This is a genomic window from Flavobacterium galactosi (genome assembly GCF_048158585.1).
GTDB classification, from domain to species: domain Bacteria; phylum Bacteroidota; class Bacteroidia; order Flavobacteriales; family Flavobacteriaceae; genus Flavobacterium; species Flavobacterium galactosi.
The window spans coordinates 637,263-652,190 of record NZ_JBLNKV010000001.1; the positions used below are offsets into that span (position 1 = coordinate 637,263).

General features: G+C 33.9%; 13 protein-coding genes. 10 read left to right on the top strand and 3 right to left on the bottom strand.

Features of this window, described 5'->3' with window-relative positions:
- The first annotated feature begins 7 nt into the window (after positions 1-7).
- On the top strand, positions 8-388 hold the full coding sequence (locus ACM55M_RS02760) for a TraR/DksA family transcriptional regulator (protein WP_416855961.1): 381 nt from the start codon (positions 8-10) through the stop codon (positions 386-388).
- 85 nt (positions 389-473) lie between these two features.
- Positions 474-1,079: a lipoprotein signal peptidase gene (locus ACM55M_RS02765; protein WP_416855962.1), complete on the top strand. Its 606-nt coding sequence runs from the start codon at positions 474-476 to the stop codon at positions 1,077-1,079.
- Positions 1,080-1,150: 71 nt separating this feature from the next.
- Here the strand turns inward: ACM55M_RS02765 and ACM55M_RS02770 are convergent, their stop codons facing one another.
- Genes ACM55M_RS02770 through ACM55M_RS02780 form a run of 3 tightly spaced genes read right to left on the bottom strand, consistent with a single transcriptional unit; the run spans position 1,151 to position 2,932 of the window.
- Positions 1,151-1,351 carry a hypothetical protein gene (locus ACM55M_RS02770; RefSeq protein WP_416855963.1) on the bottom strand — a complete coding sequence of 67 codons (201 nt, stop codon included), beginning with the start codon at positions 1,349-1,351 and terminating at the stop codon, positions 1,151-1,153.
- Positions 1,352-1,392: 41 nt separating this feature from the next.
- Positions 1,393-1,959, bottom strand: coding sequence for a 5-formyltetrahydrofolate cyclo-ligase (locus ACM55M_RS02775; protein ID WP_416855964.1), 567 nt, complete (start codon positions 1,957-1,959; stop codon positions 1,393-1,395).
- Positions 1,949-2,932, bottom strand: a complete 984-nt coding sequence (locus ACM55M_RS02780; RefSeq protein WP_416855965.1) for a succinylglutamate desuccinylase/aspartoacylase family protein — start codon at positions 2,930-2,932, stop codon at positions 1,949-1,951. Before ACM55M_RS02780 ends, ACM55M_RS02775 begins: the two co-directional genes overlap by 11 nt.
- Before the next feature lie 127 nt (positions 2,933-3,059).
- On the opposite strand from ACM55M_RS02780, the gene uvrC reads away from it, so the two are divergent.
- The 8 genes from uvrC (at position 3,060) to pgi (ending at position 14,746) form a co-directional block, all read left to right on the top strand.
- Positions 3,060-4,859 carry an excinuclease ABC subunit UvrC gene (gene uvrC, locus ACM55M_RS02785; protein ID WP_416855966.1) on the top strand — a complete coding sequence of 600 codons (1,800 nt, stop codon included), beginning with the start codon at positions 3,060-3,062 and terminating at the stop codon, positions 4,857-4,859.
- 37 nt (positions 4,860-4,896) lie between these two features.
- Positions 4,897-7,092 carry a patatin-like phospholipase family protein gene (locus ACM55M_RS02790; protein WP_416855967.1) on the top strand — a complete coding sequence of 732 codons (2,196 nt, stop codon included), beginning with the start codon at positions 4,897-4,899 and terminating at the stop codon, positions 7,090-7,092.
- A 185-nt stretch (positions 7,093-7,277) separates the two neighbouring features.
- Entirely contained in the window at positions 7,278-8,435 is a 1,158-nt protein-coding gene (locus ACM55M_RS02795) for a homogentisate 1,2-dioxygenase (RefSeq protein ID WP_416855969.1), read from the top strand.
- 134 nt (positions 8,436-8,569) lie between these two features.
- Positions 8,570-9,730 (top strand): 4-hydroxyphenylpyruvate dioxygenase, encoded by a 1,161-nt coding sequence (gene hppD / locus ACM55M_RS02800; RefSeq protein WP_416855970.1) that lies wholly within the window; start codon positions 8,570-8,572, stop codon positions 9,728-9,730.
- A 291-nt stretch (positions 9,731-10,021) separates the two neighbouring features.
- Positions 10,022-10,804, top strand: coding sequence for a DUF3108 domain-containing protein (locus ACM55M_RS02805; protein ID WP_416855971.1), 783 nt, complete (start codon positions 10,022-10,024; stop codon positions 10,802-10,804).
- Complete coding sequence (locus ACM55M_RS02810; RefSeq protein WP_416855972.1) at positions 10,794-11,723, top strand: tryptophan 2,3-dioxygenase family protein; 930 nt, start codon at positions 10,794-10,796, stop codon at positions 11,721-11,723. The genes ACM55M_RS02805 and ACM55M_RS02810 overlap by 11 nt, the downstream gene beginning before the upstream one ends.
- Before the next feature lie 29 nt (positions 11,724-11,752).
- Entirely contained in the window at positions 11,753-12,973 is a 1,221-nt protein-coding gene (locus ACM55M_RS02815) for a M23 family metallopeptidase (protein WP_416855973.1), read from the top strand.
- A 129-nt stretch (positions 12,974-13,102) separates the two neighbouring features.
- Complete coding sequence (pgi, locus tag ACM55M_RS02820; protein ID WP_416855974.1) at positions 13,103-14,746, top strand: glucose-6-phosphate isomerase; 1,644 nt, start codon at positions 13,103-13,105, stop codon at positions 14,744-14,746.
- The last annotated feature ends 182 nt before the right edge of the window (positions 14,747-14,928 follow it).

Consider the following 14,928-nt stretch of genomic DNA (forward strand, 5'->3'; position numbering starts at 1 on the left):
TTAGAATATGGTAGATGAAGCAACAAGATACTCTGACGCTGATTTGGCGGAGTTCAAAGATATAATCCTTAACAAAATTAAAAAAGCACAAGCGGATTTAGATTTGATAAAAAGTGCTTACATGAATGATTTGAATAATGGGACTGATGATACGTCACCTACATTTAAAGCCTTTGAAGAGGGAAGCGAAACGATGTCTAAAGAAGCAAACTCGCAATTGGCGATTCGTCAGGAAAAGTTTATTCGTGATTTGAAAAATGCACTTTTCCGTGTAGAAAACAAAACATACGGAATTTGCAAAGTAACAGGCAAATTAATTGGGAAAGAAAGATTGAAAATCGTTCCTCACGCAACAATGAGCATCGAAGCAAAAAACTTGCAACGATAAACCTCTTGTTGAACAATATTTAACGCTCCATTGGGAGCGTTTTTTTTGATTAAATTGTTACTTTTGCGCCATTAAAATTTATAAAATGTCATTACGAAAAGCGTATCTCCTTATTTTTATCATATTGCTTGTTGATCAAGTTTCAAAAATATACATTAAAACTAATTTTATTTTAGGCGAAGAAGTTGAAGTGTTCAAATGGTTCAAAATTCTTTTTATCGAAAATGAAGGAATGGCCTGGGGAACCAAAATCCCGGGAGCATACGGAAAATTATTCCTGACACTTTTTAGATTAGTTGCCGTTGGCGGAATTGCATATTGGTTGTGGGATTCTGTTGAAAGAAAACACATTTCTAATTACTTAATTGTAGCCATTGCATTAATTCTTGCAGGCGCTTTTGGAAACATCATAGATTCTGTTTTCTATGGAGTTATTTTTGACGATAGTCACCAGCAGTTAGCTACTTTATTCACAGACAAGCCTTATGGAACCTGGTTTCATGGTCAAGTTGTAGATATGTTTTATTTTCCTTTTTGGCATGGAAATTTACCGGCTTGGGTGCCAATTTGGGGCGGAAAAGAATTTACATTTTTCAACGCTATTTTCAACATTGCCGATATGGCGATTTCAACAGGAGTTGGGATTTTGATTTTTTTCAACAAAAAGGCTTTTCATCATAAAACAGCCTAAGTTTTTAAATTACTGTTTCACAAAAATAAAAAAGACCTATTTCATAATTGAATAGGTCTTTTTTATTTGATTTATTTGTTTTGCCCAGGAGCATAACTTTTAGCACTTTTTCCACCATATATTTTTTTGGCTTGTCCTGGTGGTAATCTTTTAGTCTTGTAAGAGGCTCTGTTCGAGTTTGTCCCTACTCTAACCGCACAGTTAGATAGTGAAAAGGCAAATACAGCAATTAAAAGAATTGTTGCAAATCTTGAGTATTGAATTTTTTTCATGGTTTTAATTTGGGTTTATATGCGAAAGTACGCATTCAGAATTAAAAAGAGTGAATTAAATTCGGTGTCACACAATAATCCAGTTTTACGTCGCCTTCAAAAATATCTGTAATCAATTCTTCGGGATCAAAGAAAGAAAGGCCAATTTTGATGGTTTCCGGTTTGCATTCCGATAAGAATTTGTCATAAAATCCTTTACCATAACCCACCCGATTTCCTTTTTTGTCGAATGCCAGAAGGGGTACAAAAACCACATCGATTTTATGCGTTGGGACTTCAATCCCATCGACAGGTTCGGGAATATTATATTCGTTTTTCTTGATTTTGGTATTGTCTGTCAAAAGATAATGAACCAAATTACACGTTTTAAAATCGCATTTGGAAAGAACGATTTCCTTGTCCTTTCCGGATAACAAGTGCAAAATAAATTCGGTGTTGACTTCTTTGTGTTCCGTAATAGGAAGGAAAATATGGAAATAGGTTTTCTCCCAAATAGGAAGTTCCAGAACTTTATTGGCGATAGCCAAACTCATTTCTTCCAATTCATTTTCCGAAAGTGAATTTCGCAAGGCTTTGTGCTTTAATCTTAATTCTTTTTTATTCTTCATCTTCTTCGTTAGTATTCGACATGTGATAAATAGCATCGCCTTCGTAAACAATAGGCGAATGATTGGCATTGATTACGTAACCGTCATTGGGCGCTTTTACTTTTCGTTCAAATTTTCCAAAAGGATCTGTTATGGTCGCGAGAATAGTTCCTTTTTTTACAAATTTACCTATTGTATCATAATCATGCAACAATCCGGAACATTTGGCTCTTATCCAGCCGGATTTTTCAATATAAATAGTGGGTGCTCTTTGTCTGTTAACATAATGTTTTGAATCCAGCATGTCAAGGTGAGCTAACAGGCGCTTTACTCCATTTACGCCTTCATCGGAAATAGTGTTGTTGATGTCTAGTGATTTTCCACCTTCAAAAAGTAGCATTTTTACATTCATTTTTTCACTCGAACTCCTGAAAGATCCTGAAATATTTTTAGAATATAAAGTGAAAGGCGCATTAAATACATCGGCCAATATTTTTAAGGCTGGATTATTTTGGGTAAGACGAATTTGTGGTGCATTGAAACGGCTGGCGCCACCGGCATGAAAATCGACTGCGTATTCTACAATTGGCATAATCTCCGTTAAAATATGAAAAGCAAATCTACTGGCCAGAGAACCAGTTTTACTTCCTGGAAAAACTCGATTTAAATCCCTGCCATCAGGAAATTCTCTTGATTTATTGACAAATCCATAGACGTTTATTATAGGAATACAGATGATTGTGCCTCTTTTCGGTTTGTTTATTTTTTTATGGATAAGTTGCCTGACGATTTCTACGCCATTGATTTCGTCGCCATGTAATCCTGCAGAGAAAAGAACCACTGGACCATCGATTTTAGAACGTCGGACAATAATAGGGATGTTCAGTTTTGTTGTGGTATGTAATCTGGCAATTTCCACGTTGATGGTTTTACTTTCGCCGGGAATAATGCTTTCGCCAAAAAGAACTATGGGTGTCGTATTGATTTTTATCATAAGATATTGAAAAGATAAAAATAAGGATAATAACGAATTAGAAAGTAAAATTCTGATAAAACTTTCGTCAGAAAGATTTCGATGACATTGATTTGTATTTCGTGATTTTTGAGATTAACTTTGTTACATGAATCTAATATCTTTAGCCTTACAAATACAGACCTTGCCTGATAATCCCGGCGTATATCAATATTACGACAAGGAAGGGAAAATTTTGTATGTAGGCAAAGCCAAAAATTTGAAAAAGAGGGTTTCTTCCTATTTTAATAAAATTCATGACACAGCCAAAACCAATGTGCTGGTTAAGAAAATTGTGACCATAAAACACATAGTAGTTCCTACGGAAACCGATGCGCTTTTATTGGAAAACAACCTTATAAAAACCTTGCAGCCCCGTTACAATGTGTTATTGCGGGATGACAAAAGTTATCCGTGGTTGTGTATCAAAAAAGAACCTTTTTCGCGCATATTTGCCACTCGAAGAATGGTCAAAGATGGGTCAGAATATTTTGGACCCTATACCAGTTTCAAAACGGTGCATACTATTTTAGAACTGATTAAAGAATTATATCCACTTAGAACTTGTAATTATGATTTGAGCAAAAGCAATATTGATAGCGGGAAATTCAAGGTTTGTCTCGAATATCATATTGGAAATTGCATGGGGCCTTGTGAAGGTTTTGAAACTTTGGAAAATTACCAGAAGCAAGTCGATGCGATTCGCGAAATCTTAAAAGGGAATTTCAAGGAAAGTATGAAAGATTTCAAGCGTGTAATGACGAATCTGGCTGCCGATATGCATTTTGAAGAAGCGCAAAAAATAAAAGAAAAAATAGAAGTGCTGGAAAATTACCAATCACGCTCCACGATTGTAAATCCAAAAATCACCAACATCGATGTGTTTTCGATCGTTTCGGATGAAAGTGCTGCTTATGTGAATTTCCTGCAAATTTCTCATGGTTCGATTATTCGTTCGCATACGATGGAAATCAAAAAGAAATTGGATGAATCCGATGAAGAATTATTAGAATTGGCGATTATCGAATTGAGAGAGCGTTTTCAATTGTTGTCTCGGGAAGTAATCGTTCCGTTTCACGTTGATTTGGGGGAAAAAATAAAAATTACGGTACCACAATTGGGAGACAAAAAACAAATTTTGGATTTGTCCATTCGGAACGCTAAGTTTTATAGAATCGAACAATTAAAACAACTGCAAATTGTAGATCCAGACCGCCATACGAAAAGGATTATGGCGCAAATGCAAAAAGATTTGCGATTGCCTGTTGAACCGCGTCACATCGAATGTTTTGATAACTCGAATATTCAAGGAACAAATCCAGTAGCGGCTTGTGTTGTTTTTAAAGATGGGAAACCCAGTAAAAAGGATTACCGTCATTTTAATATAAAAACAGTCGAAGGACCGGATGATTTTGCGTCTATGACTGAGGTAGTTTATAGGAGATACAAACGATTATTAGAGGAGGAACAACCTTTACCACAATTAATTATTATTGACGGAGGAAAAGGACAACTGTCATCGGCACTGAAGAGTATTGATGAATTGGGTTTGCGAGGAAAAATAGCTATAATTGGAATTGCAAAAAGACTGGAAGAGCTGTTTTATCCGGGGGATTCTATTCCTTTATATTTAGATAAAAAATCAGAAACCTTGAAAGTAATCCAGCAATTGCGGAACGAAGCGCACCGTTTTGGAATTACGCATCACAGAGATAAAAGAAGTAAAGCGGCACTAAATTCTTCGATAGAAAGCATTCCTGGCATTGGAGAAAAAACGATGCTGACTTTGATTCAGCACTTTAAAAGTGTTAAAAGATTGAAGTTAGCGACAGAAAAAGAAATTTCTGACGTTATAGGTGTATCAAAAGCCAAAAAAATTACCGAATTTTACAAGGCAGCAGATGAATAATTAATACATCTTTCGATTACCTACCAAATTGCTACTTATGAAGAAAATTGCGCTTTTATTCATTGTTTTATGTATGAGTTTAACCTTGTTTTCGCAGGAGCACAACCGACCAAAAATCGGTTTGGTTTTAAGTGGTGGTGGAGCAAAAGGATTTGCGCATATTGGAGTTTTGAAAGTACTTGAAGAAGCAGGAATCAAGATTGATTACATTGGCGGTACCAGTATGGGTGCGGTTGTTGGCGGGCTGTATGCTTCGGGATATAATGCAAGCCAGATTGATTCCATTTTTCAATCAACAAATTTTGATGAACTATTAAACGACTTTATTCCCAGATCTTCCAAAAATTTTTATGAAAGACGAAACGACGAATTATATGCATTGGTGCTGCCGTTTAATAGACTAAAAATTGGAATTCCTGAAGCATTGTCAAAGGGGATGTATAATTATAATTTATTGAGTAGAATTACCAGAAACGTCAGGCATATAAAGGATTTTAATAAGCTTCCAATTCCTTTTTTATGTATCGGGACCAATATAGAAACAGGAGAAGAAGTTTTGTTGAATAAAGGAAATTTGGCTCAGGCTATGATTGCCAGTTCGGCATTTCCATCTTTGTTTTCTCCTGTGGAAATTGATGGAAAACTACTTGTAGATGGTGGCGTTGCTAATAATTATCCTATTGAAGAAGTTAGAAAACTTGGAGCTGATATTATTATAGGTGTTGATGTTCAGAATGATTTATTGGACAGAACCCAACTTAAAGACGCCACAAAAATTTTGGTGCAAATTACTAATCTTCAATCAAGAGAAAGAATGAAGAGAAACGTAAAAGACACTGATATCTATATAAAACCAGACATCAAAAACTATGGTGTTATATCATTTGATAAAGGCAAAGAAATTATTAGAAAGGGAGAAGAAGCAACATTTTCTGTTTTTGAAAAATTAAAAGTGTTAGTTGATGAATCAAATCCATATAAGAAACCAGAGCTGAAAATAATTACCGATAGTTTACAAATTAAAAACATAAATTGTAATGAATTGGACAATTATACAGAAGATTATGTTATAGGTAAATTAAGGTTTAAACCAGGAGCCAAGACCACCTACAATGATTTGTTGAAGGGGATAAACAATATTAATGCGACTCAAAATTTTAGTGCCATATCCTATTCTTTGGATGCTAATCAAAACGGGGATGATTTAAATATCAGTCTGAAAGAAAATTCGACGAAGACCTATTTAAAATTTGGATTGCATTATGATAATTTGTTTAAAAGTGCTGTTTTAGTTAACTTGACACGTAAAAGAACACTTTTTAAAAATGATATAGCTTCATTTGACATTGTTTTAGGGGACAATATCAGATTCAATTTGGATTATTATGTAGAAAACGGATTTAAACTGAGTTTTGGTTTTAAATCTCAATTCAATCAATTCAATAGAAATGTTGCTAAAGGAATAAGTAATTTGAATTTAAGTGAAGTGAATTCAATTAATGTTGATTTTACCGACTTAACAAATCAAGCTTATTTTCAATCTTTATTTGTACAGAAATTTCTAATAGGAGGAGGAGTGGAACTTAAATTTTTAAAAATAAAGTCAGAAACATTGGCTAATGTAGATCCAATAATTGATCAAAGTAATTATTTAAGTGTTTTTGGGTATATGAAATTTGATTCTTTTGATAATAAATATTTCCCTAAAAAAGGATGGTATTTTTCAGGGGATATTCAATCCTATTTACTTTCTTCAAATTACACGGGAGATTTTAATCCGTTCTCTATTGCAAAAGGCGATTTTGGAATAGCAGCAACACTTTTTAAAAATACGACAGTAAAATTTCAAACTGACGCGGGATTTTCTTTTGGGAATGAAAGTGTAGCTTTTTTTAATTTTATTTTGGGGGGATATGGATATAATCCCATAAATAATTTTAAGTATTTATACGGTTATGATTACTTAAGTGTGGCTGCTAATAGTTATATAAAATCAACTGCAACAATTGATTACGAGTTCTATAAAAACAACCATGTCAACTTTTCAGCGAATTTCGCCAATATTGGGGATAGAATTTTTGAATCAGTAAATTGGATTTCGATTCCGAAATATTCAGGATATGCGGTAGGATATGGTCTTGAAACGGTAATTGGACCAGTAGAAATAAAACATTCCTGGTCGCCGGAAACTGGAAAAGGATTCACTTGGTTTAGTATTGGATTTTTATTTTAATTGTAATTTATTTCAATAATAATTCCGATATTTGTTATAATGAAAACAAAATGGCTAGGTTTATTAGATTATCTTCAATTCCTTATCAAGAGAAATCCTGAGTGAGTACCCTTTTTTTGATTAATCATAGCACATTATAAAGTAATCTCAACTTTAAATTGTTACACTTTTAAACAAAAAAAATCATGCCTTTATATCATAAATTAGGAAGTTTTCCTCAAAAGAGACACACACAATTCGAAAAACCAAACGGTGGTTTGTACTACGAACAACTTTTTGGAACAGAGGGTTTTCATGGCAATTCGTCCTTGTTATATCATGTTCACAGACCTACGCAAATAAAAGAAATTCTTAATTCTTACTCCGTTGAACCAAAAATTGCCATTGGGAAAAACATAAAATCGTTATTGTTAAAAGGATTTGAGTTAAAACCCGAAGATGATTTTCTGGACAGTCGCAAACCCATGCTGGTCAATAGAGATTGCACCATTGGATTAGCTGCGCCAAAACAATCCTTGCGTTCGTATTTCTATAAAAATGCCGATGCCGATGAAATGATTTTCATTCACAAAGGGAAAGGAAAATTGCGGACTATGATGGGAAATATTTCATTTAAATATGGAGATTATCTGATCATTCCACGTGGAATAATTTATCAAATCGATTTTGACACTTTAGAAAATAGATTGTTTTACGTCGAATCTTTTGCACCATTTTACACTCCAAAACGCTACAAAAACCAATCGGGTCAGCATTTAGAGCATTCTCCGTTTTGTGAACGGGATTTTATTTTGCCAAACGAGTTAGAAACGCATGATGAAAAAGGAGACTTTCTTATCAAAATCAAAAAAGAAGGCATGATTCACGAAATTGTATATGCCACACATCCTTTTGACGTAGTGGGTTGGGATGGTTACAATTTTCCTTATGGATTCAGTATTCACAATTTCGAACCTATAACGGGTCGCGTCCATCAACCGCCACCGGTTCATCAAACTTTTGAAACCGCGACTTTTGTGGTTTGCTCTTTCGTTCCAAGATTGTATGATTACCACCCAAAAGCAATTCCGGCACCTTATAATCACAGCAACATCGACAGCGATGAGGTTTTGTATTATGTAGACGGAGATTTTATGAGCCGCAACAATATTGAGCAAGGTCACATTACGTTACATCCAAAAGGAATTCCGCACGGACCGGCACCAGGAGCAATGGAGCGCAGCATTGGCCAAACCATAACGCACGAATTAGCGGTTATGGTCGATACGTTTCGCCCGTTAATGGTAACCGAAGAAGCGATGGGACTTGACGATGGACAATATTATAAATCTTGGGTAGAGTAATAAGGAGCTATCAGGGCTAGGGCTTTAGGGTAAACAACAATATCTTTTTTAAATTAGTAAATCTGTGTAAATCTATTGTAGCAGGATTATCCGCGTTCCAAAATTAGATTTGCCGAATCAAAAAATAAATCACAATGAGTAAAGAAGTAAAATCAGTAGAATACGGACTCGAAAAAATATTTGAAGGAGCGCAAGATTTTCTTCCTTTATTAGGGACCGATTATGTAGAATTCTATGTAGGAAACGCAAAACAATCCGCACATTATTATAAAACTGCTTTCGGATATCAATCATTGGCTTATGCAGGATTAGAAACCGGAGTAAGAGACAGAACCTCTTATGTGCTAAAACAAGATAAGATTCGCATCGTATTGACCACGCCATTAACGCAAGATTCTCCTATACATGAACATTTGAGAAAACATGGAGACGGCGTAAAAGTTGCCGCACTTTGGGTAGAAGATGCCACTAGCGCTTACGAGGAAACAATGAAACGTGGTGCGCGTTCTTTTATGGAACCAACAGTAGAAAAAGATGAATTTGGAGAAGTAATACGTTCCGGGATTTATACTTACGGGGAAACCGTTCATATTTTTGTGGAACGCAAAAATTACAATGGTGTTTTCTTGCCAGGTTATAAGGAATGGAAGTCTGATTATAATCCGGAGCCAACAGGATTAAAATATATAGACCACATGGTGGGTAATGTAGGTTGGAATGAAATGAATACCTGGGTTAAGTTCTATGAAGAAGTAATGGGATTTGTAAATTTCCTTTCCTTTGATGACAAACAAATTAACACCGAATATTCGGCCTTGATGAGTAAAGTAATGTCCAATGGAAACGGAAGAATTAAATTCCCAATTAACGAACCTGCCGAAGGAAAGAAAAAGTCACAAATCGAGGAATATCTAGACTTTTATGGTGGCCCCGGTATTCAACACATCGCTATTGCAACAGATGATATTATCAATACAGTATCTCAATTGAAAGCAAGAGGTATAGAATTCTTGTCAGCTCCTCCACATACCTATTATGAGGCAATTCCGGAGCGATTGGGAGCGCATATGAAAATGATGAAGGAAGATTTAAGCGAGATAGAGAAACTGGCCATTATGGTCGATGCGGATGAGGAAGGGTATTTATTACAAATTTTTACAAAGCCAGTTCAGGACAGACCAACGTTGTTTTTTGAAATCATACAAAGAATGGGAGCCAAAGGTTTTGGAGCGGGTAATTTTAAGGCCCTTTTTGAGTCTATTGAACGAGAACAACAATTGCGAGGAACGCTGTAAAAACGTGTTATTTTTATGTTGTGTTAAAAAATAATCAGTGAATGGCCTGTTTTTATGCAAATGTTGTGTTAAACTTTATTTGGAAGCTTTAAAAATTAGTTTTATTAATTAGCTTTGCACCTACAAAACAGGAAGGGGTGGTTTCCTTCCTATATTGATATAAATTTCATAATTTATAGTTTTTTGGTTAGTTAATAGCATAAAAACTCAGTCATTATTTGACTGAGTTTTTTTGTTTTAATATATTTGGAATAAAATTTGCTATTACAGTCAATAAATTGACAAAAAGTAATGAAAAAAATAATACTATTAATACTATTTGTAACAACCGTAAGTTTCGATTCTCAAAAAGAAGATGCTTATGACGTGGGCGAGTATTTTAAATTTAGAATTCATTACGGTATAGTGAATGCGGGATATGCTACGCTTGAAGTCAAAGACGCAATCTTAAATAATAAAAAAACTTTTCATGTTGTAGGTAAAGGATACACTACCGGAATGTCACGATTTTTCTTTAAAGTGGATGATTTGTATGAAAGTTATATTGATAAGGAAACTGGAAACCCATATCGATTTGTAAGAAAAATAAACGAAGGAGGCTACACTAAAAATCAAGAAGGTTTTTTCAATCAAACTACAAATAGAATTCTTGTAAAGGATTACAAACATAAAAACGAAAAGACAATCGTTATTCCCAAAAATGCACAAGACATTTTGTCCACTTTCTACTATTTAAGAAATTTTCCAAGTATCGATAAAATCAAGCCGGGAGAATCCGTAGCAATTGATATGTTTTTTGATGATGAAGCAACAAAATTTAAGATGAAATTTATAGGCCATGAAGATATTACAACTAAATTTGGGGTAGTTTCAACGATGGTTTTTAGACCCTTGGTGCAATCGGGGCGTGTTTTTAAAGAGCAGGAAAGTTTAACCGTTTGGATTTCGGACGATGACAATAAAATACCCTTGCGAATTAGAGCAAGTCTGGCTGTAGGTTCAATCAAAGCAGATTTAGATGAATTTAGAGGATTGAAGAATCAGTTTAAAATAAAAAATAATAATGGACAATAATGATAATTCTGAATCAATTTTAAAAGAAATTGAGCTTAAATTTGAAGCAATAAACCAGAAAACCGAGACGCATCTAGAAGGACTACTTTGGTCTAAGCCGATTACTTATTGGGATTATATTCATACCGATGCGTTGTTAAATCTTCAGATTCAAAGAACCACACTTCCTGACGAAATGGTTTTTATCATGTATCATCAAGTTAATGAATTAATATTCAAGATGATACTTTGGGAAATGAATCAAATTTCATATTGTCAGGATATAAAAATTGATTTTTTTACGGAAAGATTAATGCGAATCAGCCGTTATTTTGATATGTTGACCACTTCTTTCGGTATAATGGAAGATGGAATGGATGTAGATCAATACATGAAATTTAGAAACACCCTTACTCCTGCAAGTGGTTTTCAAAGTGCGCAATACAGATTAATAGAATTTTGTTCGACAGATTTAATAAATCTTATCGATTACCGTTATAGAGATACAATTGACAGGAATACTCCTTTGGAATTTGCTTTTGAGCATTTATATTGGCAAGCAGCCGGAAAAGATTATCACACCGGTAAAAAATCATTTTTACTCGAGGAATTTGAAAGAAAATACAAAGGAATGTTTTTGAAACATATGGAGGAATATAACACCATAAATATTTGGAAAAAATTTAAGCAACTTCCAAATTTAGATCAAAAAAATCCAGAGTTAATAAAAGCGATGCGCCATTATGACCATACCGTAAATATTACTTGGGTGATGCAACACTTGAATGTAGCCATAAAATATATTGATCAAAGCGGAAAAGGAAATGGGGAAGCTACAGGCGGAAGTGACTGGAAAAAATATATGCATCCAAAATACCAACGCAGGATATTTTTTCCTGAATTATGGTCGGCTGATGAGTTGGTACATTGGGGCGAATAAAATTAATTAGAATAAAAAATAAATATAGTTTGAAACAAGTATTAATAGCAATTATAGTGTTGTTTTCTTTAGTTTCTTGTAATAAATCTAATGATGTATTAGAAAAAGAAATTATAAAACCAGCAGCTAAGAAAATGGAGTTTGGGTTTAGGTATTCTGATTTTAATGTGGTTCACGATACGGTAAAAAAAGGAGATACTTTTGGTACAATTATCGAAAATCAAAATATTGGTAATAGGAAAGTATATGATATTATTAAAAAGGTAAAGGACACATTTGATGTTAGAACAATCAGGATAAACAAACCGTATACGCTACTAAGATCAAAAAACAAAACAAATAATTTACAGGTTTTTATTTATCAACCGGATGCATTGACCTATTATGTTGTCGATTTGCGTGACACGGCAGTGGTTGTATATAAAAAAACGAAACCTATTACTATTAAGACCCGTACAATAGGGGGATTATTAAAGAGTTCTTTGTCTGAAACTTTGGAAGATGCAAATGTAGAAGGTGCTTTGGCAAGTAAAATATCTAAAATTTATGCTTGGTCTATTGATTTTTTTAAACTTAAAAAAGGAGATCGGTTTGCTATTACTTTTACGGAACGATTTATAAATGACTCCGTTTATGATGGAGTAGATAGTCTTAAAGCTGCTTTTTTTGAATACAAAGGAAAAATAATTTACGCATTTCCTTATGCTCAAAATCCTTCTTCCAATAAAATAGAATATTACGACGAGGAAGGGAAAACATTGAAAAATTTCTTTCTTAAAACACCAATTAAATTTAGCAGAATTTCGTCTCGTTTTTCAACTAATCGATTCCATCCAGTACAACAAAGATGGAAAGCGCATAAAGGAACCGATTATGCTGCGCCATACGGAACCCCAATTACAACTACTGCTGCAGGAAATGTAGAGCAGACAGGTTTTACCGCAGGAAATGGGAATTTTGTAAAAGTAAAGCACAACGGAACCTATTCCACTCAATATTTACACATGTCAAGGATTTTGGTACGAAGGGGGCAGCATGTCAATCAAGGTCAGATTATAGGTCGAGTAGGAAGTACTGGTTTAGCGACGGGTCCTCATGTTTGTTATCGATTTTGGAAAAATGGCGTTCAGGTAGATGCGTTACGGCTTAAATTGCCTACTGGTGAACCAATGAGCGGTAGAAATAAAGAGCAGTTTTTAAAGGTTATTACTCCTTTAAAATGGCAATTAGATAGCGTTGCTAATTTGTAACAAAATTAATTTCGTAAATCATCATCATTCTTTTCTACTTAGTTTAAAGAATAATTGTAAACACATTTATCGTTAAAACTAATTTCAGTATTTTTGTCAAAAATTAAACAAAACTACAATCCAAAATAAATGGCTTTAAATACAATAAACCCAACAGAAACAGTAGCTTGGAAGAAACTTCAGCAGCATTACAGTGAAATGCAAAAAGCTTCCATGAAAGAACTGTTTCAAGCTGATGATTCAAGAACAGAGAAATTTAACTTGAAATGGAATGATTTTTTAGTTGATTATTCAAAAAATATCATCAACCAAGAAACGCTTGAATTATTACTTGAGTTGGCAGAAGAAGCTGGACTTAAAAGTGCGATAGCTGACTATTTTGATGGTGGAATTATAAATCAAACGGAAAATAGAGCAGTACTTCATACAGCTTTAAGAGCTAAAGAATCAGCTGTTATAAATGTAGAAGGGCAAAATGTAGTTCCTGAAGTTTATGAAGTAAAAAATAAAATAAAGGCATTTACTCTTGAAGTAACTTCAGGACAAAGAACTGGTTTTACTGGAAAACCGTTTACGGATATTGTCAACATCGGTATTGGTGGTTCAGATTTAGGACCTGCAATGGCAGTTGAAGCATTACAATTTTACAAAAATCATTTAAACGTTCATTTTGTTTCAAATGTGGACGGGGATCATGTAAATGAAATTATAAAAAAACTAAATCCTGAAACTACGCTTTTTGTCATCGTTTCTAAAACATTTACAACGCAGGAAACATTAACTAATTCTGAAACAATCAGAAAATGGTTTTTAGAATCAGCAAAACAAGAAGATGTTGCTAAACATTTTGTGGCGGTTTCTACAAATATTGTAAAAGTAACAGAATTTGGTATTAATCCTGACAATGTATTCCCTATGTGGGACTGGGTTGGGGGGCGTTTTTCTTTATGGAGTGCAGTAGGACTTTCAATAAGTCTGTCAGTTGGTTTTGAAAATTTTGACGAATTATTAAGTGGGGCCAATGAAATGGACGAACATTTCAAAACTGCTGATTTTGATAAAAATGTACCAGTGGTTTTAGCTTTATTAAGTGTTTGGTACAATAATTTCTTTGGTGCCGAAAGCGAAGCTTTAATTCCTTACACACAATATTTACAAAAATTAGCGCCTTACTTACAGCAAGGTACTATGGAAAGTAATGGAAAAAGTGTTGGTCGTGATGGCAAGCCAGTAAATTATCAAACCGGAACTATTATTTGGGGTGAGCCGGGAACCAATTCACAACATGCTTTTTTTCAGTTAATTCATCAAGGAACCAAGTTGATTCCTACTGATTTTATTGGATTTATAAAACCACTTTACGGAGATGAAGATCATCATGATAAATTGATGTCTAACTTTTTTGCACAAACCGAAGCATTGTTACACGGGAAAACAGAAGAACAAGTTCAAGCTGAATTCGATAAACAAGGTCTTGCTGCAGATAAAGCTGCATTTCTTTTGCCGTTTAAAGTTTTTGCAGGTAACAAACCTACAAATACTATTCTAATACAAAAATTGACTCCAAGATCGTTAGGCTCTTTGATTGCTTTATATGAGCACAAGATTTTTGTTCAAGGAATCATTTGGAATATATTCAGTTACGATCAATGGGGAGTTGAACTTGGAAAACAATTAGCCAACTCAATTTTAGAAGAGATTAATACTAAAAAAGTAAAAAATCACGATTCTTCAACTGCATTTTTATTGAATCATTTTCTTTCGAATAAATAAAACAGTTTTTAAATTTGATTTAATTAGGAAGATTACAATGACTCTTGTTAGTTTTTAAATTTTTAAATACTCAAAAGCCCCGATTTTTTATAAAATCGGGGCTTTTTTATGTAAGTAATTCAGTGATAGTGAGTTTTTGATAATGATTTCTATTTTTTAACAAATTGGTTTTTATAATATTT

Excerpts from the sequence above, each read along its gene's own strand:
- ACM55M_RS02760 (WP_416855961.1), top strand. The coding sequence starts at position 8 with ATGGTAGATGAAGCAACAAGATACTCTGACGCTGATTTGGCGGAGTTC.
- ACM55M_RS02765 (WP_416855962.1), top strand. The coding sequence starts at position 474 with ATGTCATTACGAAAAGCGTATCTCCTTATTTTTATCATATTGCTTGTT.
- ACM55M_RS02770 (WP_416855963.1), bottom strand. The coding sequence starts at position 1,351 with ATGAAAAAAATTCAATACTCAAGATTTGCAACAATTCTTTTAATTGCT.
- ACM55M_RS02775 (WP_416855964.1), bottom strand. The coding sequence starts at position 1,959 with ATGAAGAATAAAAAAGAATTAAGATTAAAGCACAAAGCCTTGCGAAAT.
- ACM55M_RS02780 (WP_416855965.1), bottom strand. The coding sequence starts at position 2,932 with ATGATAAAAATCAATACGACACCCATAGTTCTTTTTGGCGAAAGCATT.
- uvrC (WP_416855966.1), top strand. The coding sequence starts at position 3,060 with ATGAATCTAATATCTTTAGCCTTACAAATACAGACCTTGCCTGATAAT.
- ACM55M_RS02790 (WP_416855967.1), top strand. The coding sequence starts at position 4,897 with ATGAAGAAAATTGCGCTTTTATTCATTGTTTTATGTATGAGTTTAACC.
- ACM55M_RS02795 (WP_416855969.1), top strand. The coding sequence starts at position 7,278 with ATGCCTTTATATCATAAATTAGGAAGTTTTCCTCAAAAGAGACACACA.
- hppD (WP_416855970.1), top strand. The coding sequence starts at position 8,570 with ATGAGTAAAGAAGTAAAATCAGTAGAATACGGACTCGAAAAAATATTT.
- ACM55M_RS02805 (WP_416855971.1), top strand. The coding sequence starts at position 10,022 with ATGAAAAAAATAATACTATTAATACTATTTGTAACAACCGTAAGTTTC.
- ACM55M_RS02810 (WP_416855972.1), top strand. The coding sequence starts at position 10,794 with ATGGACAATAATGATAATTCTGAATCAATTTTAAAAGAAATTGAGCTT.
- pgi (WP_416855974.1), top strand. The coding sequence starts at position 13,103 with ATGGCTTTAAATACAATAAACCCAACAGAAACAGTAGCTTGGAAGAAA.